This is a genomic window from Hwanghaeella sp. 1Z406 (assembly GCF_048892425.1).
GTDB lineage: Bacteria > Pseudomonadota > Alphaproteobacteria > UBA8366 > Aestuariispiraceae > Pacificispira.
This window is the reverse complement of sequence record NZ_JBLZHU010000012.1, coordinates 1-19,007: the sequence shown is the minus strand read 5'-3', so window position 1 is coordinate 19,007 and position 19,007 is coordinate 1. Positions and strand designations below refer to the sequence as shown.

The 19,007-nt window shown below is 52.1% G+C and carries 17 protein-coding genes, 1 tRNA gene and 1 rRNA gene; 6 read left to right on the top strand and 13 right to left on the bottom strand.

What is annotated here, in order from left to right; translation table 11 throughout:
* Nucleotides 1–12: 12 nt before the first annotated feature.
* From ACOSDR_RS18835 to ACOSDR_RS18800, 8 genes are all read right to left on the bottom strand, one after another.
* Nucleotides 13–1,221, bottom strand: a complete 1,209-nt coding sequence (locus tag ACOSDR_RS18835; protein WP_420732229.1) for an amino acid ABC transporter substrate-binding protein — start codon at nucleotides 1,219–1,221, stop codon at nucleotides 13–15.
* Nucleotides 1,222–1,837: 616 nt separating this feature from the next.
* On the bottom strand, nucleotides 1,838–2,143 hold the full coding sequence (locus ACOSDR_RS18830; RefSeq protein ID WP_420732228.1) for a DUF3325 domain-containing protein: 306 nt from the start codon (nucleotides 2,141–2,143) through the stop codon (nucleotides 1,838–1,840).
* Nucleotides 2,143–2,445, bottom strand: coding sequence for a hypothetical protein (locus ACOSDR_RS18825; protein WP_420732227.1), 303 nt, complete (start codon nucleotides 2,443–2,445; stop codon nucleotides 2,143–2,145). The genes ACOSDR_RS18830 and ACOSDR_RS18825 overlap by 1 nt, the downstream gene beginning before the upstream one ends.
* Before the next feature lie 5 nt (nucleotides 2,446–2,450).
* Nucleotides 2,451–3,095 carry a hypothetical protein gene (locus ACOSDR_RS18820; RefSeq protein WP_420732226.1) on the bottom strand — a complete coding sequence of 215 codons (645 nt, stop codon included), beginning with the start codon at nucleotides 3,093–3,095 and terminating at the stop codon, nucleotides 2,451–2,453.
* A gap of 11 nt (nucleotides 3,096–3,106) precedes the next feature.
* Nucleotides 3,107–4,735 (bottom strand): PepSY-associated TM helix domain-containing protein, encoded by a 1,629-nt coding sequence (locus ACOSDR_RS18815; protein ID WP_420732225.1) that lies wholly within the window; start codon nucleotides 4,733–4,735, stop codon nucleotides 3,107–3,109.
* Nucleotides 4,736–4,802: 67 nt separating this feature from the next.
* A complete protein-coding gene (locus tag ACOSDR_RS18810) occupies nucleotides 4,803–7,256 on the bottom strand; it encodes a TonB-dependent siderophore receptor (RefSeq protein WP_420732224.1) in 2,454 nt (817 codons plus the stop codon).
* A gap of 259 nt (nucleotides 7,257–7,515) precedes the next feature.
* Nucleotides 7,516–8,583, bottom strand: a complete 1,068-nt coding sequence (locus tag ACOSDR_RS18805) for a FecR family protein (RefSeq protein ID WP_420732223.1) — start codon at nucleotides 8,581–8,583, stop codon at nucleotides 7,516–7,518.
* Nucleotides 8,584–8,698: 115 nt separating this feature from the next.
* The gene (locus ACOSDR_RS18800) at nucleotides 8,699–9,217 is read right to left on the bottom strand and encodes a sigma-70 family RNA polymerase sigma factor (RefSeq protein ID WP_420732222.1); all 519 of its coding nucleotides are present in this window, start codon (nucleotides 9,215–9,217) and stop codon (nucleotides 8,699–8,701) included.
* Between the two features lie 497 nt (nucleotides 9,218–9,714).
* Between ACOSDR_RS18800 and ACOSDR_RS18795 the strand changes: the two genes are divergently transcribed.
* From ACOSDR_RS18795 to ACOSDR_RS18780, 4 genes are read left to right on the top strand one after another with little or no spacing between them, the layout of a single operon-like run.
* Nucleotides 9,715–10,578, top strand: coding sequence for a siderophore ABC transporter substrate-binding protein (locus tag ACOSDR_RS18795; protein WP_420732221.1), 864 nt, complete (start codon nucleotides 9,715–9,717; stop codon nucleotides 10,576–10,578).
* Between the two features lie 38 nt (nucleotides 10,579–10,616).
* Nucleotides 10,617–11,603, top strand: a complete 987-nt coding sequence (locus ACOSDR_RS18790; protein WP_420732220.1) for an ABC transporter permease — start codon at nucleotides 10,617–10,619, stop codon at nucleotides 11,601–11,603.
* Nucleotides 11,593–12,570 (top strand): iron chelate uptake ABC transporter family permease subunit, encoded by a 978-nt coding sequence (locus ACOSDR_RS18785; RefSeq protein WP_420732219.1) that lies wholly within the window; start codon nucleotides 11,593–11,595, stop codon nucleotides 12,568–12,570. The genes ACOSDR_RS18790 and ACOSDR_RS18785 overlap by 11 nt, the downstream gene beginning before the upstream one ends.
* Nucleotides 12,567–13,355 (top strand): ABC transporter ATP-binding protein, encoded by a 789-nt coding sequence (locus ACOSDR_RS18780; RefSeq protein WP_420732218.1) that lies wholly within the window; start codon nucleotides 12,567–12,569, stop codon nucleotides 13,353–13,355. The genes ACOSDR_RS18785 and ACOSDR_RS18780 overlap by 4 nt, the downstream gene beginning before the upstream one ends.
* Here ACOSDR_RS18780 and ACOSDR_RS18775 read toward each other — a convergent pair.
* Complete coding sequence (locus ACOSDR_RS18775) at nucleotides 13,336–14,271, bottom strand: alpha/beta hydrolase (protein ID WP_420732217.1); 936 nt, start codon at nucleotides 14,269–14,271, stop codon at nucleotides 13,336–13,338. The two genes, ACOSDR_RS18780 and ACOSDR_RS18775, sit on opposite strands and share 20 nt — an antisense overlap.
* Nucleotides 14,272–14,364: 93 nt before the next feature.
* Nucleotides 14,365–16,506 carry a TonB-dependent siderophore receptor gene (locus ACOSDR_RS18770; RefSeq protein ID WP_420726112.1) on the bottom strand — a complete coding sequence of 714 codons (2,142 nt, stop codon included), beginning with the start codon at nucleotides 16,504–16,506 and terminating at the stop codon, nucleotides 14,365–14,367.
* Between the two features lie 359 nt (nucleotides 16,507–16,865).
* On the opposite strand from ACOSDR_RS18770, the gene ACOSDR_RS18765 reads away from it, so the two are divergent.
* Both ACOSDR_RS18765 and ACOSDR_RS18760 read left to right on the top strand, forming a co-directional pair.
* The gene (locus ACOSDR_RS18765) at nucleotides 16,866–17,861 is read left to right on the top strand and encodes a helix-turn-helix transcriptional regulator (protein ID WP_420726111.1); all 996 of its coding nucleotides are present in this window, start codon (nucleotides 16,866–16,868) and stop codon (nucleotides 17,859–17,861) included.
* Nucleotides 17,862–17,961: 100 nt separating this feature from the next.
* The gene (locus ACOSDR_RS18760) at nucleotides 17,962–18,291 is read left to right on the top strand and encodes a DUF2218 domain-containing protein (RefSeq protein WP_420732216.1); all 330 of its coding nucleotides are present in this window, start codon (nucleotides 17,962–17,964) and stop codon (nucleotides 18,289–18,291) included.
* A gap of 206 nt (nucleotides 18,292–18,497) precedes the next feature.
* On the opposite strand, the gene ACOSDR_RS18755 is transcribed toward ACOSDR_RS18760, so the two are convergent.
* The 3 genes from ACOSDR_RS18755 to ACOSDR_RS18745 form a co-directional block, all read right to left on the bottom strand.
* Nucleotides 18,498–18,574: transfer RNA gene (locus tag ACOSDR_RS18755), tRNA-Met, on the bottom strand.
* 76 nt (nucleotides 18,575–18,650) lie between these two features.
* Nucleotides 18,651–18,766: ribosomal RNA gene (rrf, locus tag ACOSDR_RS18750) — 5S ribosomal RNA — on the bottom strand.
* Nucleotides 18,753–19,007, bottom strand: a 255-nt coding sequence (locus tag ACOSDR_RS18745) for a hypothetical protein (RefSeq protein ID WP_420732215.1), incomplete at its 5' end; no start/stop codon positions are given. The genes ACOSDR_RS18745 and rrf, both read right to left, overlap by 14 nt.

Sequence of the window (19,007 nt, the reverse complement as noted above, 5' to 3'; positions counted from 1 at the left end):
CCAAATACCGCGTTATTGGTTCAAACGCATTTCTGCCGTCGCCAGATTAGCCGGGGATAGGATTACCGGTTTGCCGTCCTGAATCTGAATGATCGGCAAGTTGCGGTTATCATTCAGACCATCTTCCCGGAAACTGATCGGCCCATAGAATGTTTCGATATCCAGGTTCTGCAATGCGGTTCGCACAGCATCACGATCCAACGTGCCGGCCGTTTCAATTGCCTTCTGCAGGGCGATCAGTGCGGCAGCGGATGAGGCATGGACATAATCGGGTTCTTCGCCAGAGGCCTTAACAACCGCGTCATAAAATGCCTGTGTCGTCCCAAACACATCATCTCCAGAATAATCTGCGGAGTAATGCCACCAGGTCGCACTGGTCACATTTTCAGCCAACGGACCAAGGTTCTCAACAAATTCACGATAGGCCGGGCCCGTGATCATGGTCACGATCGGGGCATTGATGCCTTGCTCTTCCATTTGCTTGCGGACGAGAACCAAATCACCGGTATACCCCGTGACATAAATCCAGTCGGGCTTGGCCGCCCGCATACCAACCGTCGCTGCGGAATGATCCAGGGTTCCAACCGGATACAGCTCCTCGTAGACCACCTCAATGCCTCGGGCCGTGGCAGCTTTTGACATCAGGCTCGCCATGATTTTCGGGAAGACATCATCCCGGCCATAGATCGCCATTTTCTTCAGGTCAGGCTTTTTCGCCGTGAAGAGATCCAACATACCATCAATCAGACCGCCGGATGGGGCCAATGTACCAAACAGATTTTTGTACCCTTGATTATGCACCGGCTCCGAGGACGCCACAGCAATAATAGGAACGCCATACCGTTCTGCGACACCGGCCGTTATCTTGGTGTGCCCTGACCCAAACGGGGCTGTCAGGAAATCAACTTTATCGTCAATGATCAGTTTTTCCGCCAACTGCCCGGCCCGTTTCCCATCGGTCTGGTAGTCATAGGTGATAAGTTCGACAGGCATCATCACGCCACCGACATCAATACCACCCAGCGCATTGATCCGCTCAAGCCACAAATCATAGGCCAGTTTTTGCTTGGCCCCTTCCGACGCCAGGCCACCCGAAAGAGCCAAAGGCGCGCCAATTTTAATGACACCGTCTTCAGCACCGGCATGCCCCATCATTCCAAGGGTCATGACACTAAGAGCAATGGCGCCCCGCTGGAGCCGCCGCACAAAACCTTGTCCCATCTTTATCCCAACCTTCCTGTTCATTTTGTTTGGGAAGCAATCTTCTCGAAGCTTCCTCTGGACAAAATGACGCAAGAGATATGCCAAAGTCGTAATCATAACTATTGTAACTACTTATATAAAATTTTCAGGACGAACGACCGAGAAACTGTATAAATTCCAATCAAAAAAAATCGGCATCGCTCAGAAAATAGACAGCGCAATGCCCATCATTGGTCCGTTCAGACACCCTGCCGGTTCCTAAACAAACCCTCAAACCACTGGCATCCGCCGATTTGACTATGAGAGGCCGGAGACACTCGAAGCCAAACGAGGACACCGTTCTATTGCCGTCTATACTTCAGCGTATCGCACAATGGACTTGTAACGGTTTGGTTCCGGTCACTTGAGATTATATACTTGAAAAACCCATACTATATACGGTACCGCACGGACTAGCTCCTGAGTATAGGGTGGCTGGCTGGCGATCCGATCCATAATGTATCCACAGCTCGGAATGGCTGGCTGGCTTGCCGTGTGACACGGCCACCTTCAAATTGCATCTCGCGATCTGTCGCGGCGACGCGTCACAAACTGTTCGCACATCGATCTCCCAGTACGTTACGGTTGATAAAGATTATCTGGATATTCGACGGCTCTTCTTGGAGGGTGTGCGCCGGGGACCATAGGTAAGCGATAGGGCGACAATCAGCGCAGCGACGGTGCCCAGCCCAAGCCAGACAACAATCCCAAGCGACCAACCATGTTCTCGAAGACTAATCAGCACGGAAAGGCCCAGAACTGTCCATCCGCTGTAGAGAAGCGTCTTGGCGCGGAGGGGAGAAGGCGGCATCCCAAGCACATCGCGGTGATGTTTATGCATCGACAGGCTCGATGCCGCAAAACCGATGATCGCAAGAATCAAAGTGATCGCCTCTGTCATCACACGGCCCCCGGCAACAAGAATGCAACAATGACGGCAGGAGGTACTGATGCGATGACAAGATATGTCCAGGCTCGGGCCGCGCTGCTGGCGTGAAAGACTGCCATGATGATGGCCACATACAGAACGAACCCGAAAATAATGGTCAGGAAGATGCTCTGGGCCAGCTCTATTCCAGCACTGGCCAGCACCAGCGGAATAGCTAAAGTCAGCATTGCAATGAAAATGTACCCGCCAACAATCGCTGCCGCCGCGCGCAATGCAACGGACCAATTCTGCTGATATGTCTGGCCCAGCTTCATCCTTATCACTCCGCTACGAAAGAGACGGAGGCAATATGCTGAAGCATTGAAACAGCCTGACCGGCGATCTGGGTTGCCTCTTTGGTCTGATGGCGTGCGACCAGAACATAAAGGCCTTTCGCGGAGACCGGTACTGCCAGATGTCCGTGCTCATCAGTCTTTATGGTTTTTTCCCAGTTATCGGGATTGATCACGGTGATCCCCACATCGGGTAAAGGGTTCCCTTTATAGATCAGAATAAAGGTGTCAGAGCCAGGGTTGTCCGGCACCATTTCTAAATCGAAAACCGGTTTGATTTCTTGGCGTCCTGCCTTTGCTTGAAAGACAGCCGCCTTATATCCACCATCCTTCGTCTGCCATGGCGCCCACACACCGTCATTGTAGTAACGCACATCTCCTTGGGTATCGACAGTGCCCAGCAAATGGTCCTCCGCCGCCTTGACGGAAACGACCTTGTCCTGATCCCGACCGAACAGGTGGGACGATGCAATCAGCTTTTCAATCGTTTCTCCATGATCGACCTCGCCGGTCTTATCACCGACAAAAACTTTCACGGAATCCCCAGAACGCTCCAGCCAGATTTCATGCGCTTGAATGGCCTCCAACGGGATAAGTGTCAGGACGACTGCGAATGCCAATCTTTTAAGCATGGTATTCTCCTTTATTTTGCGGGAAGCGATGAGGCGACAGATTGCGCGCCTGCTTTTTTATGGCGGATGGGTGCCACAGTTATCTCTGACCGGATTTTTCGACGGACGGAAATGGCCAGAAATGCAAAGAATAAACCGGCAGCTATTGCAGAAAGGTCAAAACCTGCAACGATCCAATCGCCATCGACCAGCGTAACGCCAAGATGGCGATCCGTCGTCAGCGCATTGACCACCGGCAATGCCGCATAAGCAAAGGCTGTCGCCCAACACAGTTCCGGCCATGCCCGTTGCATCGGCCGCCAGATCGCGATGATGAAACACACAGCCCAGGCAATGAACATGACGTGGACTTCCCAGTCCCGACGCTGTTCCATATCAATCGGCAGTAGACGATTGGCCCAGAAATATGCCGCAATGGCGAGAGGCAGCCCAATGATCGTCCCCAGATTCAGAATATCCACGGCTTGAATCCCGAAATGCGGTGTGGCGCCACTTTTCAGCTTGGCCTTGCGCTTTGTTGACCACAACAGAAGACCCGTTGCGATCATGGCCGTACCCGCAAAGCCCGCCAAAATGTATAATATGCGCATTAGAGGGGCGGCGAAGCGTCCTTCATGCAGACCAAACATAACCTGTGAAAAACGTCCCGCGACGCTCCAGTCACGACCGGTGCCGCTGTCATCCAGCAATTCACCGGTCACGCCATCAAAGCGAAGCGCAGATTGATCACGGCTGATCGACCCACCGCGCCGGACAATTGTGATCTCAGCGGTTTCAAGATCAGGGTTCTTTACAGTCAGGTAGAATATCTCACCCTCGCCCCACCGTGCCTGAGCCATCGCAATCATCGGTTCGATCGATGCCGTCGGAACAGATTTCAATCCGGTCGGGTCGGCCACCCTCTCCCACCCATAAATGGAATCGAAGACGGCGGTCCGTCCTTCATCACCTGAATAGAGGATTTCCGCGGCGACAGGAAAATAGGCCACCGTGAAGAATACCAGCCCGGTCCAGGTGATCATGATATGAAAAGGCAAAGAGGTAACGCTTAATAGATTGTGACCGTCCAGCCAGCTTCGTTGCCCCTTTCCTGGACGGAAGGTGAAGAAATCTGCAAAGATCTTTCTGTGGACGACGATACCGCTGATGATCGCAACGAACATGAACATGGTACAGACGCCAACGATCCTAATCGCCACCTGATAGGGAATATAACGCAATTCATAATGCATCCGGTACAAGGTGGTGCCTCCACCGGTTTCCCGCACCGGATGGTCCAGCCGTTCACCCGTATTCGGATTCAGATGTTGTTGATGGAACGTTCCGCGTGTCTTACCTGGGGCGGGCCAGTCCTGCCAGGATGTTGTCAGATACACGTTCTCACGGGTACCGGGCAAGGCAACCCTCCATGATTCAGCACCCTGGGCGTTCTGCCGCAGAAAGTCCTGTGCCCGCAAAACCATAGATGCTTGCGACTCCGTGCTTGGAATTTCCCGCATTTCCGGCCGCATCCAACGGTTTATTTCGTATGTCGCATAGCCGAAAGTGCCTGTCAGAAAGACAAAGAACAGAATCCACCCCACCGTCAGCCCGGCCCAGATGTGCAACCATGCCATGGATTGCCGGAATGTGTTCTTCATTGAGAAACTCGCCTATTGGAAACGTGATACACGTACGGCGCGCCCGCTATGCGGACGCGCCGGCAAATCAAAAGTCGTATTTCGCTGAAAGGGTGGCACTTCTGGGTTCACCGTAGCGACCAGAATAGCTCAAGCCGCTATAATACTTCTCATCGAATACATTGTTAATATTCAGTGCCAGTGTAACGTCAGACAGCTTGTACCGCGCCATCAGGTCAACCGTCGTGACCGCCCCCTGAACGAAAGAATCGTTGTTGGGCCAAAGATTGGATGTATCCGATTGGGAGGTTCTGCCCTGCCAGCGCACGTTGCCACCGACGGTCAACCCTTCCAAATCGTCGCTGAAACGATAGCTGGTGAACATTTTGAAACTGCTTCGTGGTATGTTCGTCAGCAGTGGGTCATCATTGTTGTCTTTAACATCCGTTCTGTTAAAACCCCCACCGACTTGCAGACCCGGTAGGACTTCTCCGGAAACCTCAATTTCAAAACCTTCTGACGTTGTGCCACTTGCGGCGCGGTATGCCTGCCCTCCACTAGGCGTTACGGCACCGGGGATCGCCACCGCGAAGTTATCCTGTTCGATCCGGAAAAGAGCTGCGCTGGCATTCAAGGCCCCGCCATAAAATTCCGCCTTCAGGCCAGTCTCGTAACTGGCGCCAACCGTTGGCGGCAAGGCAGAGCCACTGGCATCCTGATTGGTCTGGGGGTTGAAGATTTCCGTGTAACCGACATAGGTGGAAAGCTGGTCGGTTAGGTCGACCACGACACCGGCATAGGGAACCCATACATTCTTTTCATTCGTTTTAACTTTGTACTGACGCTCAGCCTGGGAATTTGCCTGGGTAAACTCTCGTTCCTTCCAGTTGGCGACGCGGGACCCCAGAATGACAGCCAGATCATCCATAGGATTCAGACGTGTGGCACCGAACAGGGCACTCTGCTGGATATCACCACCATAATGTGACCCGGTCGGCCCCAGATACGGTTGGTTGGCGACGCCAGTTTCATAAAGGGTGAAAGCATTGGGGAATGTCGCGCTGTATGCATTGCCGCTCCACCATCCCGGATAATTCGGACCATGGTCTTGCGACAGGCTGTAATTCACCCCGAACATAAATTCATGTTCACGTTCGAACAATTTGACCGGACCATTTGCCCGCGCGTCGATCGAATATTGCTCCAATTCACCGGCCCAACGGGCGGCATAGAGCTTCGCACCTGCCCCGGTATCCTTGTTGATCGCGTTCGACCCATTCAGGAATCCCATCAACTCGTCATAGTGACGATGGGAATATTCTGCATTTACCGCCACTAGCCATTGATTGTCGAATGTGTGTTCGATGCCAGAAAAGATATTCATGGTGTCATTCTGAAAATTCGACCATTCCGTTCCGACATTGGTTGACCGTGGAAGGTCGGTTTTTGAACCATCCGTGAACACAAGCGGAAGACCACTGCGTGCAGCGCCGGAATTCTCGAACTCCTGATACTCCAACCCAAATGTCAGGACCGTATCCTCGGTCACATCTGCTTCGACAATTCCATACAACAATTTCTTTTCAAGATGCTCCCGATCCACGAAAGAGTCGTTCTCTTGATAGGCGGAAACTAGGCGACCCCGTAACTTGTCCCCCTCCACCAGGGACCCACTTACATCGCCCTCAACGCGATAACGATCCCAGGAGCCCGTTTGCCCTTTAAAATAAGCTTGCGATTCAGCGGTTGGACGTTTGCGGACCAGATTGACCGTTGCTGACGGATTGCCCACCCCGTTCATCAGGCCAGAAGCACCACGGACGATTTCGACCCTGTCATAGGCAGCCATATCTGACGTTGTGACCTCAAAACCATAGATCGATGTCGGACGGGCGATGCCATCGACCTGATAGTTCTGCACTTCGAAGCCACGAGAATAGTAATTGACGCCATCGGTACCAAGCCCGGTCGTTCGATTTGCCGAAATCCCCACGGTTTCATCCAGAACATCCCCAATTTCATCTATCGCCTGGTCATCAATACGCGCCCGGGTGATCACCGACATGGATTGCGGGGTTTCCCGCAGGGATAGGTTCAATCCCGTCGACGTGTTCGCAGAACCTGTCGTGTAGGAATCTGTGCCTTCTGTGGTCGCACCCATCGCGACCGCCTGACCTTCGACATTCACGGGATTCAGCATGATTACGCCATTATCCGCAGCGGGAAGCGCTTCAAGCTGCGCCGTATTGGTATCTGTCATTCTGAATGTCAGGCCGGTACCGGCGAGCAGTCTTGCCAAACCATCCTGAACGCTCATCTCCCCCGAAACGCCGCTGGTATTTTTGTTGCGGATCAATTCAGCATCCACCGAGACCTGCATACCAGATTGCCGTCCGAACAGGGCCAGCGCATTCGTCAGGGATTGAGCCGGAATTTTGAGATCGACAGATTTTGCTTGAGCCAGAACCGATGTCTTCAGCTTTGCTTCTGCATATACAAGTGAGGGAACCGCAAACAGGGCAACCAGCGCAGTGGACATCATAAGGGCACCGTATCGCGCACCTCGTCTCGTTTTCCTCACACAATTCGACCGCATCTGTCGACCTCCCAATCCTCAATATAATCAAAACCGCATAAATGCGAATGACATGCAATCGCACCTTCTTGATTACAGAACGATGGGGCTGATGGTTTTTTCGGAAAAAATCACAGAATAAAAAATTTATCTGAGGTGGCGGCAAATAGCGTGCGATCAGATTTTTCGGAAGACGCTTTTCCCGACAGGATAAAGCAAAGCAACATCACCCGGCCGAAACAACCAGCAGCCAGGGAGAAATCTTCGTGACTCGCCCGCCATGTGCGCCAACAATTGCGGAAAGGGCTGCCTGCGGATCGTTGGTGTTATAAACACCTGACACGCGTTTCTTCGCCAAATCGACATCGGCTAAAAGGATTGTGCCGGAAAAGTGTCGTCGCAAATCATCGACAACATCAGAAAGGATACGATCCCGCGCGACAATTTGCCCGTCCATCCAGGCTGCGATGAAATCCAGTGGCATATTCCCGCGCTGAACTTCGCCAGATTTTGTGATCCGGATCCAATCGCCCGCGGTAAGTTCCTCGGCTATGCCCATATTCGAAATGTTACCGGCAACGGCAACATGGCCTTCGCGCACGCCAACAGACGCGTTATCTTCCCCCAAATGTACATCAAATGATGTGCCAAGGACCGTGGTTACGATATCACCTGAATGCACCTGAAACGGTCGGTTCGGGTCCGGTGTCACGACGAAGAAGGCTTCGCCGCGCAGCAATTCGACATCCCGATGATTCTGGGCGATTTCGTTGATTGTGACGGCACTGTCAGGCCCCAGATAGATAAGGCTTCCGTCTGAGAGCGTTACGGTTTCGGTTTCACCTGACCCGGTGACGTTGTCCGCCGTTACGTGCAACAATATCGATGGTGCGAATATAACCATGAAGCAGGCAGCGATCGAAGCCGCGATACCGCCCAGAACAGCCCGCCGCACGACACGTCGTGCAGAACCATGCCGTCCAGAATCCCGCCGGGAAGGGCGCATGGTTTGAGAAACAGTGACCGCCTGCGGTGAGAATGAACTGCGGGCAATCGTTTCGCCAGAAGCTGCCTCAACCGGCCATTGATCTGTCGATTTCGGGCTGGTCAACAGCATCATTTCATAAACCTCGGACGCATTTTTCCAAGCGACTGCGTTTTCTGCATCCGCATTCAGCCAGCTCTGAAACTGACGTTTCAGCGTCGGATCATCTGGATCCTCCTCCAAAGAGACAAGCCAATAGGAGGCGGCCTTGGCAGCAGCTTCTTTGTGGTCTGAAGGCGATGACTTCATGAGGGTCCCTCAAACAGTGCTGGTGTCACCTTAAACAGGGTTTTCACAGACACGATACTTCCTGTACTAAACATAAAGACGAATGACCCCGGTACTTTTTCGGTATAAGGAGATTTCATAATGAGGATCCCGGTCGGACGCGCCTCATGCAATGGGCGATCCCGACAGCAATAATATCATGTGCTGTCGTGACTGAAATGTTCAGATGGTCGGCGATCTCTTTTAATTTGTATCCTCCAAAGCGTCGCATCTCGACAGCAATCCGCGTTCGTTCCGGCAATTCTGATAGCGCTTCATTCAGTAACCTTAAATCATCCTTTGACGACGCAACGGCTTCCGGGGACGGCGCGCTGTCAACGGCAGACGCAGACAACATCCCACCATCTGAATCCAGAACGTGATTTTCCCGGCGTTGCCGACGGTATGCATCAATCGCCAGATTACGAACGGTACGATAAACATACCCGACAGGTTCATCCAGAGAACGATCCTTTGCGACTACGCTGAGCCGCATCCACGCTTCCTGGACGACATCTTCCGCACGGGCAGAATCCCCTACGATCCCATGCGCGTAATTCACCAACTCTTGTCGATGTGCAAGGTAGATAGCAAGTATGTTGCACCGATAATGCACGATCCAGAGGCTCTCTTTCGGCAACGGGACGGGACGCGCCTGTCAGCAACAGAGCATCACCGTCAAATGATAATCATTCGCAACTTGGTTATCATCGGGCCGAATAGACATCAACTAGATATCACAATCTTCGGTCAAAAGGATCACCTGACAAATGACCATTCCCTTAACTGTGTCAGAGCTATCCTGATCGGTTTCGCAATTACCCTGCCTGCCTGACGCCAGCGCCCTATACATGCTCGATGCATTAGAGAATTGGATCGATCCGTAAGTGCTGAGCTCATGGCATTGCTCAGAACCGTCAAAAACCTTTGCAGAACAAGCAGGGCGGCTTGAAAGCCCAGAAAAGCCCGCCCCCTATATTGAGGATGATTATTATTTACATTATAGAACGGCCTCAACCCAATCTCAGTATCCACCCGCGGCGGGAGTAGATCATGCACTTTAATCGCAGATATTTTCTAGCTGGACTCTTAGCTTTTTCCTGCTTGTTCGGCATGCCGCACGCTGGTTTCGCTGAAACAATTATCGTTAAACATGCCCAGGGCGAAACAGAAGTTCCGCTATATCCGAAAAGGGTTGTAGTCTTTGATCTTGGTATTCTGGATTTGCTGAACAGCCTGGATATCCCGGTCACGGGTATCCCGACCGGTCCAAAACCAGAATACCTTCAAGCCTATGATGACGACAGATACGCCAAGGTTGGTACCTTGTTTGAGCCCAATTATGAGGCCGTCAACGCCCTGTCACCCGATATCATCCTTCTTGGCGCACGATCCGCGTCGAAGCTGAAAGACTTGTCGAAAATCGCACCAACACTGGATTTAAGTTATGATCCGTCGAAGCAAATCGACAGCATTATCGACAATGCAAAACTGCTGGGGCAAATCTTTGGCAAGAATGAAAAGGTGGCCGAACGATTGGCGGCCATTGATGCGAAACTGCAAGAGGTTCGAAAGGCGACCGCATCGGCAGGAACGGGGCAATTGATTCTGACCACCGGTGGTCGGATGAGCGCCTTTGGACCCAATTCGCGCTTTGGCTTACTGTATGATGAATTTGGCATATCGCCCAGTGCGCCATCGCTGGATATCGGCACCCATGGACAGGCTATTTCCAACGAATTTCTGCTGGAAACAAATCCTGACTGGCTGTTCGTGTTGGACCGTGATGCGGCCATCGGTCATGACAGCGCCTCGGCCCGAACTCTGCTGGACAACGCGATCATGCATCGAACGACCGCCTGGAAACAGGATCACATCGTCTACCTGTCTTCGGATGCCTGGTATCTGGGCGGCGGGGGCATTGAAGCTTTACTTCGCAGCATGGAAGACATTCTGTCGGCCATGCGCAGACCATAATGACGACGGGTCGCGTCGGTCCAGAGATACGAACCTCAATGAAACTTCTATTATGCTCCCTCATTCTGATCGGTTTGGCGATTACCAGTTTGTTTGTCGGGGTCAGTAATGGGGCATTAAATGCGCTGATAGACGGGTTTGGTCAAAACACAAGCGGCATGCAGGAACGAACGGCAGAAGCCGTCACGGTTATGGTCACAAGCCGTATCCCTCGCACGGTAGCGCTAATTCTGGCCGGTGTCGGCCTATCGGTTTCCGGTCTGATTATGCAAATGCTGGCACGCAATAAATTTGTCGAGCCAAAGACAGTAGGAACATCTGAATCCGCAGCATTTGGACTATTAATCGTGCTTCTGGTCGCTCCAGAAATGCCAATTGCAGGGCGCATGTTGGTCGCGATGGGATTTGCCATGGCGGGAACGGCGCTGTTTTTGCTACTCCTGCAGCGCATTTCCTGGGGATCAATTTACATCGTGCCGCTGGTCGGCCTTATGCTGGGGGGCGTTATAGAAGCTGCAACCAATTTCTTCGCCTATCGAACAGATATGATGCAGGCACTCAGCAATTGGACCGTTGGGGATTTCTCCAACATTTTGCAGGGGCGGTATGAATTGCTTTGGCTGTCTCTTGTCCTGACCATTGGCGCATATCTGGCCGCTGATCGCTTCACGGTCATTGCAATGGGAGAAACTGTCAGCACAAGCCTGGGCCTGAACTATCGGCGGACTGTCGTTTTTGGCGTGGTGATCGTATCCCTGATAACCGCCGTGGTCGTTGTCACCAGCGGCATGATCCCTTTTGTAGGATTAATCGTCCCCAACCTGGTCACCCTGATCATGGGCGACAATGTGCGACGCAACCTGCCCTGGGTCGCGCTGACCGGGGCATGTCTGCTGCTGGCGTCCGACATTGCGGGCCGTTTGATCCTGCATCCCTATGAGTTGCCGGTTGGGACGACCATGGGCGTCATTGGTGGCGCTGGCTTTTTGGCACTGTTGCTGCGGAGCATGCGCCGTGACCGGTAAGGGAACAGCGACACTGTGGGCATCGCTGCATATCCGATTGGCAATCCTGGCGGCAATCGCCGTCCTGAGCGGTATCTTATTCATGACGATTGGCGTGCGGGGCAGTTGGGAATTCGTCATGACGTTCCGGGGTGCGAAACTAGCGACCATGATCCTGGTCGGCACTGCAATTGGAACATCAACAGTGATATTTCAAACCCTGGCCCAGAACCGAATTTTAACCCCCTCCATCATGGGTTTTGATTCGTTATACATTTTAATACAAAGCCTTCTGGTGTTTTCAATAGGTGTGACCGCTGTCGCCAGCATGTCGACAGCAATGCGTTTCAGTCTCGAAGCCGTTGCATTGACCCTTTTTTCTGTATTTTTGTACCGGATGTTGTTTTCTGGTGGAACGCGGGGCCTGCACCTTCTGATCCTGATTGGGATCGTGTTTGGTATTCTGTTTCGAAGCCTCTCTGGATTCCTGAAATGGCTTATTGATCCCACGGCTTTTATGGTTGTGCAGGATCGCATTTTCGCATCCTTCAACCGACCGGATCCAGATATACTTATGATTTCGGCTGGCGTCACAGCAACTGTATTTCTATTGGTTTGGCGGGCCTTACCGATGTTGGATGTTCTGGCGCTTGGCCGCGAACAATCCACCAGCCTGGGCCTGAATCATCGCCGCGCCGTGACGATTGGCCTGATGGCGGTATCGATCCTGGTCGCAGTATCGACGGCCCTGGTTGGACCGATGTTGTTTCTGGGCCTGCTGGCAGCGCATTTGGCCTACCTGGTGATCCCCAGCCATCGCCATGCGCTGCTTCTGCCCGCCGCCGCCCTGACCGCAACGATCTGCCTTATTATCGGACAGACCGTGTTGGAACATGTGCTGTCCTACGACACAGCCTTGGGAGTGGTAGTAGAGTTTGTCGGGGGCCTGTTCTTTCTTATTCTTTTACTGCGTGGGCGATTACAATGATTGAGATCAGAAACATCACCAAAGCCTATGGAAAGACTGTCGTTGTGGATGATGTCAGCTTGACGATCAAGCGCGGTGGTGTCGTTGCCCTGGTGGGCGCAAACGGGGCCGGGAAATCAACTCTTCTGTCCCTGATCAGCCGCCTGCTTCCAGCAACATCTGGTCAGGTGATGCTGGATGGTCAGGATATCGCGCGCACCCCAGGATCCGTCTTGGCACAAAAACTGGCCGTGCTTCGGCAGGATAACTCCTTAACAACACGGATGTCTGTTGAAGATCTGGTCAGCTTCGGCCGGTTCCCGCATAGCAAAGGGCACCTTACATCAGAAGACCGAAAGCAAATCGAACAAGCCTTGCAGTATCTGGACCTTTGTTCGATCCGCAAAGATTTTCTGGATGAGATTTCTGGTGGACAAAGACAGCGCGCCTTTATTGCTATGTCCCTGTCACAGAATACAGATTTTCTTTTGCTGGATGAACCCCTGAACAATCTGGACATCAAACATGCTGTGACCATGATGGGGGTCTTCCGCAGCATGGCGGAAGACTTTGGCAAGACAATTGTGGTTGTCCTGCACGATATCAATTTCGCATCCTGTTACGCAGACAGGATCATTGCCATGCGGGATGGCCGAATCCTGCATGACGGCCGTTCGGACGATATTATCGTACCCTCTGTCATTCGTGACATATATGGAATTGATACATCGATCCATCAAATTGAAGGACAAAAGCTGGTTTACTATTTCAAACCAGTTAATACCGCTAAGGCGCTTTCTGATTAAAAGCAAAGTGAAGGCCATGGATCATCAGTTGCGGGATAATCGTTCCATGATCTTCCCCCTCAAACACCTTAAAGGCGATATCCAGTTCGGGCTGATTTGACATCAACGCCACGAAATCCTGCGCATTTCCGATCATGCGGTTATCCTTTTTCCACTGACGCCTGATTTCCGCCTGTGGATGCGTTTCTTCCGCTGCGGTGATATCCTCTTCTTCGCCCCCAACGCATATATACAGCCGCGCCTTCACGGAGTTACCAGCTGCCAAATAGGCCTTAGCTTCTTCCATCACCTGTTTCTGGTTGAACCAAATCGAAGGGCTGCCCGCCAGATACGTATCGAATGATCCTGGCTGTGTCAGCATCACATGCAGGGCGAACAATCCACCAAAGGAATGCCCCATCAGTGTTTCCTGCGATTTATCCACCGGGGCACGCTGGTCAACCAGCGGCTTTACTTGAGTTTCGATAAACCGCAGAAAGGCATCTGCCCCGCCGGTTGGTGGCCAAGGCTTGCCATTGGGGCGCGGTGGCATCGTGACATTCTCCGAAGGAGGGGTCAGGTCAAAGGTCCGTCGCTTCAGATCATATGGGGCGTCCGTCGGATAGGCGATACCAACCAGAATAGCGGGGGTTATTCCAGTCGAATCCTTGTTTAGAGACCGTGTGCTGACCAAATCTGACGCCATGCCGAACCAGGCATTGCTATCTAAAAGATAGATAACAGGAAAACCGGATTCAGGTGGCTTGGAATTGGGCAAACGGATTTGTATCTGATACGCGTCGCCTGTTTCGCGTGACGTTATGGTATGCAACTCACTGTTTGGAATTGTAACCTTTTCCGCAGCATGAACATCCGCAAATGCCATCAGGCCAACCAACCCACCGATAAAAAGCGTCCACCGCGCCTGACGAATCATGATCCACCCCTTACAAAGTAAACTGTGTGTAAAAAACCCGACAGAGCGGGATCGTAAAACCCCGCCCTGTCCATTTTTCGAATTTTCCTGTGACTAGAATTTTGCCGTCATTTTCAGCAAGGCGCTGCGGGGTTCCCCATAAAAATTGAACAAAGCCGTCGATCCGGTCCGGGAATAATACTCATTATTCAGTAGGTTATTCACGGTCAGGGTCGCTGCCAGATTCTCCGTCACATCATATCCTGCCATCACATCAAAAATGGCGTAACCATCCCGTTTGATCGTGCCGTTATCAGCACCCGAAAAGGCTTTCATCCCACCGCCCAGATATAGGCCATCCACGATGTCAATGTCCTGCTTTGCCCAGATCTGAAGCTGATGCTTCGGCGTTTGCCCCCGCAGCACGAAGGACTGAATGCTGTCTGGACCGCTGACATAGGTGATCAGGCTATAGGTGTACCCCGCCATGACTTCCAGGCCAGGCATAACAGAACCACTGGCTTCCAATTCAAAACCGCGGACACTGATGTCTGCCCCGGCATCACCAACTGTCGCGTTATTGCCATCCGCGTCCGTCGCATAGTTTTCATTCACAAGATCAAACACAGCGGCAGATGCATTGAGCCCCTGATAATTGCCCTTAACGCCAATTTCATACTGGCGACCGGTTCGGGATCCAATCAGATTACCATTCGCGTCCGTATCGGTTTGCGGCTGAAAAATCTCTGTATAGCTTCCATATGCAGAGAGGTTCTGCGTGAAATCATAAACAACACCTGCATAAGGGGTCAGTTCCGCATCAACCGTTTGCGATGTTTCCGTGCGGGTCAAGAGATTGGTATTGGTGCTGTCATACCAGGTGCTGCGCAATCCACCAATCACGGTCAAAGGATCGAAGGGTTTAACCCGAACCTGTCCGTAGACGCCATACTGGTTCGTTTCGATCTGTTCCTGAGTTGTATAGTTGATTGTCGGAATGGTCAGGTTTCGGTTCCAGTTGAAGATGTTGTTCGTATCTCCATTGGCAACACCGCGACCATTGTTCAGGGATGTGCTTTCATTCTGTTTATAGTCAACACCGGCCAGCACATTGTGCTCTTGCCCAAACAGTTCCACGGGCTGGCTGATATGCGCATCCAGGCTCAACGAGCTTTCTTCAAAGTCCTCGGCATAGACTGTGACGCCCGTAATATTACCATTCGCTGCGGCGGCTGATCTGGAATAGGCATAAAGCGACTCTGCTGTACGTTCAGAGTACAGACCGGATAATTTAAAATGACCGCCATTATCGAAGAAATGTTCATATTCTCCCATAACATCCGTGATACCGCTTTCAAACGTGTTCCAATCGGCACCCGTTGTTGTAGACGTATCAAGATTAATCAGTGTGCCATCCGCAAAACTTGGAAGACCGTTAAAGGGCTGCAGGTCACGTTCCGTCCGGCTGACGCTGAAGGTCACCATATCGGACTCAGTGATATCCCCCTCGATAACCAGGTAACCAAGGCTCAAATCATTGTCATTGTTATCAACCCAGGTCTTCCCCTGATCACGGGTTGCAACGACACGGCCGCGCAATGTCCCCTCCTCCGTCAAGGGAGAGGATATATCACCAACCCCACGAATTCCGCCCCAGGTATTGCCAGATGCTTCAACAGATGCAGCAAATTCACGGGTTGGCCGCTTCAGACTCATATTGATCGCGCCGCCCGGGTCCCCCGCACCATCGAACAGGCCCGCCGGCCCTTTCAGAACTTCCACATGGTCGATGATCGACATATCAGGCTGAGTTCCTTGGCGGCTGGAAACAGGCGCGGATAGTCCGTTGAAATACAGCTTATCAACCTCAAAACCGCGCGAGAAAATGCTGGAACGTCCATTGTCATTGTCCAGCACGACAATACCTGGCGTCTTGCGCATCGCCGTATCCAGCGACGTGACATTGCGGTCCTTCAGATATTGATTGGTCAGCACCGTTGTTGATTGCGGAACCTCTTTTACCGTACGAGCGTCTTTTTCCCCGACGCTGATCAAGTCAGAAGCATAGCTGCCGGAATCCTCTGTTTCGTATCCTGAGCCAACGACATTGAGCGGGTCCAGAACAATTGCTTTCTTAGAAGATGTCTCTTCTGCATTTGCCAGCCCGATGGGACCCAACGTGGTTGCCGTGACAAATCCACCAATCAGCGCCAGAACTGAAACTTGGCTATTCCAGAAGGAACGATTCTTTCTCATACTATTCACCCCACTTTTCCAAACAGCATCAGGCCCCAAGCGGCGGAATTATGCTTCGTCCGCCACCCTTCATCATCCAATGCATTCTTTGCGCGCCCATCGCGCACCACTATTCACTCTGGGAAAGCAACGCTTGCCTTGAGTTGCGATTAATTATTATAATCATATGAGAGAAGGGAGAAGCAGACCATCACTCCGCTCTTTGCGACGGCATCATTCTTGTTTGCAAAACGCTCGTGCAAGGCACGCCAAATGGTTGAAAAAGCGCCTTCCTAGCCCCTCAGCCGTATGTTTGGATCAGTCCACTCATCAGAGATAGGGTTGAGAACCAACAGTTTGAGTTTTAAAGGGTTATCTTAATGCCAGCGAAACAGAAAGCAGACGCAATGCATTCAATTGATGTGAACGCACTAACCAAAAGTGCGAACAGTGTCAGTTCAAAGTTCCAGATTATCGCGCCACAGACAGTTCAAGGTCCCGTTTTACAGGGTAGTTTTGAAATGCGGTGCCTGCGCCCAGGACTGGTGCTGCACGTGTCTGACGCCATCGATCAATATGATCTTGTGACACATTCTGAACAACAACCTGGCTTGACCTTACAGATTTTCCTGAAAGGGACAGTAGACGCCACTGTAGACGGGCAACCCCTGATGGACAGGGAAATGGGGGCGGATTCAAACCGACCGCGCGCCTTGATCATTTCGCGCAACAAAACATCCCTGTTGGAGCGTCGTGGACATCGGGGCGACCATATCCGCAAGGTCAGCCTTCGGGTGACAAGCGAATGGTTGTCCCAAAGCGATTGGCGTCATGATGAAAAGGGGAATGCAATTGATCGCTTTACCCGCAAACATCTTGCACAGCATGTCTGGCCCCCCTCCCCCCGGCTGATCTCCCTGGCAGAACTTATTCTGGAAGCGGCGATCTCTTCAGCGCCGATGGCAAATCTTCATCTGGAAAGCCTTGCGCTGGAATTGCTGGCGGAAAGTCTGAAGCAACTGACACCGGGAACTAACGGAACTTCGCACACCCCCCTTGTCGCCATCGATCAGCGCCGCATTCGAAAGGTTGAACAATTCCTTGAAACCTGTGATGGCTTCACACCGCTTCAGGAAATTGCTGAGGCGACGGGTCTAAGCATCAGCACGCTGCAACGCTTGTTCCAAACCGTACATGGCATGAGCGCCTTCAAGTACATTCGTCAGCGCAACCTGGAACGCGCCATGGTCGCGCTGGACCGGGATCGAATTTCCGTAAAGGAAGCCGCTTTCCTGGCGGGATATTCCAGTGCTGCCAATTTCTCAACCGCATTTCGCAAAGCGTTTGGGCGCACACCACGCCAAGTGTCATCATAATATGTTTTGGAGCATACATCAGAAACGCCATAGCCAACCTATCAGAATGGATGGCGTTCGCGATTAACCCAACGCGCCGGCAACAGGAGATCCCGCAGACATGATTCACTGTCACACCAACATCGAAACGACAAATGCCAGCAAGTATCTGCAACAACTGTGCAAGCATTTCCGCCACAAAGTGACAGTCCAATACGATGCCACCTTTGGCCGGGTGGAATTTCCAGGTGGCCTATGCCTGATGACAGCAAATCAAAATGTACTGTCATTTTACTGCAAAGCTCAAAAACCGGAAGGTGTCGGAATGATGCAATCCGTCCTGGACCAGCACCTCGTTAAATTTGCCTGGCGGGAAGACTTAAACGTCACCTGGCAAGACGGCCTCCCTGACCCCCTGCCCGTAAACCCCAACCTTGAAGAGATCGGGTGAGCTGCAGCCATAAAGATTCTCCAGATTTGGGAAGAATTCGTCGACGCGCATGAGACAAACTTAAACAGCGTTGTTGGTTACCGGAAGGCCATATCATCCCAATAAAAAGAAGCAGACAACTGCCCCCTGCTTACCTATATGCTTCCTAAATGCTTACCCAAGCAAAAGCCCCGCTGGTGAGAGCGGGGCTAAGTGCATGATTTATTTGGTTGCGGGGGTAGGATTTGAACCTACGACCTTCAGGTTATGAGCCTGACGAGCTACCGGGCTGCTCCACCCCGCGTGGGTGTGGTTAGGTAGGAGGTTGGGTATTTGCATGGTGTATTGCTGAGGTGACTTGAGATCTGTCCGCATGGAAGACTTGGCAGCGACCTACTCTCCCGTGGCTTGAGCCAAAGTACCATTGGCGCGGGAAGGTTTCACGGCCGAGTTCGGGATGGGATCGGGTGTTGGGCCTTCCGCTATGGCCACCAAGTCGTCGATGCGGACAGATATTCTGTCGGTATCAGCAAATGGGGTGTTTTGAAGCATTTGGTTTTGTTGTTTGCGATATGCTGATCTTGTTTTCCGGGATCCGCTTTATGGGCGGTGCCTGGTTTTGTAAAGATCGGCGGATCTCTCGCGAGTAGTCTTAAGTATTGCATTGAACTTTGTGTACCTGTGGCTCTTTTCAGTCCAGACGTGCAACGGCTTTTACCGTCATACGAAGGGAAGAT

Excerpts from the sequence above, each read along its gene's own strand:
- ACOSDR_RS18835 (WP_420732229.1), bottom strand. The coding sequence starts at position 1,221 with ATGGGACAAGGTTTTGTGCGGCGGCTCCAGCGGGGCGCCATTGCTCTT.
- ACOSDR_RS18830 (WP_420732228.1), bottom strand. The coding sequence starts at position 2,143 with ATGACAGAGGCGATCACTTTGATTCTTGCGATCATCGGTTTTGCGGCA.
- ACOSDR_RS18825 (WP_420732227.1), bottom strand. The coding sequence starts at position 2,445 with ATGAAGCTGGGCCAGACATATCAGCAGAATTGGTCCGTTGCATTGCGC.
- ACOSDR_RS18820 (WP_420732226.1), bottom strand. The coding sequence starts at position 3,095 with ATGCTTAAAAGATTGGCATTCGCAGTCGTCCTGACACTTATCCCGTTG.
- ACOSDR_RS18815 (WP_420732225.1), bottom strand. The coding sequence starts at position 4,735 with ATGAAGAACACATTCCGGCAATCCATGGCATGGTTGCACATCTGGGCC.
- ACOSDR_RS18810 (WP_420732224.1), bottom strand. The coding sequence starts at position 7,256 with ATGATGTCCACTGCGCTGGTTGCCCTGTTTGCGGTTCCCTCACTTGTA.
- ACOSDR_RS18805 (WP_420732223.1), bottom strand. The coding sequence starts at position 8,583 with ATGAAGTCATCGCCTTCAGACCACAAAGAAGCTGCTGCCAAGGCCGCC.
- ACOSDR_RS18795 (WP_420732221.1), top strand. The coding sequence starts at position 9,715 with ATGCCGCACGCTGGTTTCGCTGAAACAATTATCGTTAAACATGCCCAG.
- ACOSDR_RS18790 (WP_420732220.1), top strand. The coding sequence starts at position 10,617 with ATGAAACTTCTATTATGCTCCCTCATTCTGATCGGTTTGGCGATTACC.
- ACOSDR_RS18780 (WP_420732218.1), top strand. The coding sequence starts at position 12,567 with ATGATTGAGATCAGAAACATCACCAAAGCCTATGGAAAGACTGTCGTT.
- ACOSDR_RS18775 (WP_420732217.1), bottom strand. The coding sequence starts at position 14,271 with ATGATTCGTCAGGCGCGGTGGACGCTTTTTATCGGTGGGTTGGTTGGC.
- ACOSDR_RS18770 (WP_420726112.1), bottom strand. The coding sequence starts at position 16,506 with ATGAGAAAGAATCGTTCCTTCTGGAATAGCCAAGTTTCAGTTCTGGCG.
- ACOSDR_RS18765 (WP_420726111.1), top strand. The coding sequence starts at position 16,866 with ATGCCAGCGAAACAGAAAGCAGACGCAATGCATTCAATTGATGTGAAC.
- ACOSDR_RS18760 (WP_420732216.1), top strand. The coding sequence starts at position 17,962 with ATGATTCACTGTCACACCAACATCGAAACGACAAATGCCAGCAAGTAT.